The sequence below is a fragment of the Arthrobacter sp. CJL-S3 genome, from assembly GCF_056711635.1.
The window spans coordinates 1-2,087 of sequence record NZ_JBWXYY010000001.1; the positions used below are offsets into that span (position 1 = coordinate 1).

The 2,087-nt window shown below is 65.5% G+C and carries 1 pseudogene; it reads right to left on the minus strand.

Features of this window, described 5'->3' with window-relative positions:
• Positions 1 to 231 precede the first annotated feature (231 nt).
• Positions 232 to 1,429 (minus strand): annotated as a pseudogene (locus tag AC06G6_RS20225) (IS110 family RNA-guided transposase); the annotation flags it as partial.
• Positions 1,430 to 2,087: the final 658 nt, after the last annotated feature.

Here is a 2,087-nt window from a genome sequence, read left to right on the forward strand (position 1 = left end):
GTGTTGCTCCTTTTGCAGAGGATTTCGGTGGGTGGGGCGGCTTAGGTGACCGGCCAGCTTCCCCTCTCCCCCCGTTGTTTTTTGGTTGCTGGCAAGCTCGCTTGCTCGGCGGCCGACGGAGCCCTGTCTACCCGCAGGGCAAGGGGCAGGAAATTCCCTCAAGGAAATCAGCGACGCAGACATCTCGCGTGCTTCGGAAGTCAAGCGGCGAGGTCTGTGGCCCCGCAGGGTGAAGGCTGTAGCTTCATCGAAATGGGTGCCGGTGTTGAGGCAGTGGTGGAGTTGGCCGAGGAAGCGATTGAAGAGGTTGCGCTGGGCCGCTGCATGCCAGTCGCCAGCTGCGCGGCGGCGCTGGTAGTGGGGCTTGGCGCCCGGGGCATCCGGTAAGGGCGGACAGCGCCCACATATACCCGGCGGTGCTAAGGCGGTCGTTCTTGACGAACTTGCGGGCCGACGAACTTTTTCTTGCCCGAGGCTCTTGTGATTGGTGCGGAGCCGGCGTAGGCCTTCAGGGCGCGGGCGTCTGCGAAGCGGTTCCTGTCGTCTCCGATTCAGCGAAGAGCCGGGCACCGAGCTGCGCGCCAACCCCAGGGAAGCTGAGCAGGATTTGGGCGTCGGGGTGGGCCAGGAAGGCCTCCTCGACCGCGACGCTGAGCTGGTCGACGGCTTGGCAGGCAGCATCGAGAATGAGCAAAAGCCCGGAACCTGGCCGGCCATAGCGTCTTCGACGGCCTGGGGCTGGCGGGCGTGGTCACCACGAAGGATGAGCTTGATTCGCTGGGCCTGGGCGGCGATGCCACGGGAGCGGCCCGCGCGGCGCAGTGCTGCTTCGATCCGGGCGTGCTGGCCGTGCCGCGCGCCCGGGGTGGGTGCGATGCGCAGAAGTTCCCTGATTTCGGGGCGGGCGATCCCGTCTGCCATACCGAGCCGGCTTGAAGGAGCGCCGGGTAGAACTGGCGCAGCACGGAGCGGAGCTGGTTGGCGGTCTGCTGACGCGCCCAGACCGCATCCTGCTGGGCACGGGCCAGGACAGTGATCGCCCTAGCCTGATCGGTATCCGCAGGGAGAGGGCGATGTGCATGGGCGTCGGTGCGAAGGATGTTCGCCAGCACCAGAGCATCCCCCGGATCGGACTTCTTCTTCGAGACCCCGTGCCTGTCGCGGTAGCGTGCCGCCGAGAGCGGATTGACCGCGTAAATATTCCGGGTGCCAGCGCGAAGAGCCGCAACGAGGAGGCCATGGCTGGTTTCGATCGCCACCGGGACAGGGTCCTCGGGTGTGTCCCGTGTTCGGCGAGCAGCTCCATCAGTGCCCGGTAACCTGCAGCGTCGTCGGTGATCCTGCGTTTGGCCAGCAGCTCGCCGGCGCTGTTGACGATGGCAATGTCATGGTGGCCTTCGGCCCAGTCGATCCCGCAGTAGAGGTCCAATCTGTACTCCTCGCAGTCAAGGCGTGTTCTGTTCCCGGGGTGTGCCAGTTCGGATCACGCAGCGCCCTAATTCCAAGACTCGAAGGTCTGCCATCTCACCAGCCGTTCGTGAAACGAGTCCACTTCGGGTGCCCCGGTCTAACCAAGAGCTCCACAGCTCCCGGAGAAAGAAGGGGTCATCCCGCAGCCTGCACGCCACCATGAGAAACCAAGTACCACGCCAGCAGTCGGTGGTTCCGCTGCCACGCGGGCGGCGGAACCTCGCAGGCGGAGACCCGAGAATCCCCAGGCCGGTAAGGGGTCCTGCGGCGCTAATCTGCACCGTTACGCGCCGCTCTGCGTCGAGGATTCAAGATCCAAGAGCGCCGAAGGCGTCACCACCGATGGCTCCACCGCAGAACCCCACCAAGACGGCCCCGGAGCGACCAACCATCTGGCCCCTAGAAGCCGCTTAACAACGAATCTGGAGCGCCGGAGGGACATTTCCTGCACCGCAGGCCCCGGTGGAGCTTGCGGAATCGAGCTAGACGGGGTGGAGCGGACGCCTAGAATCCGAAGGACAGCAACCAAAAGACGTGGTCAGACAGGACGGGCCAGGGCGAGCAGAGCCCTAAGACGGCGCACCCTGGACCCAACAGCCGGCCGCGCCAGCGGACGC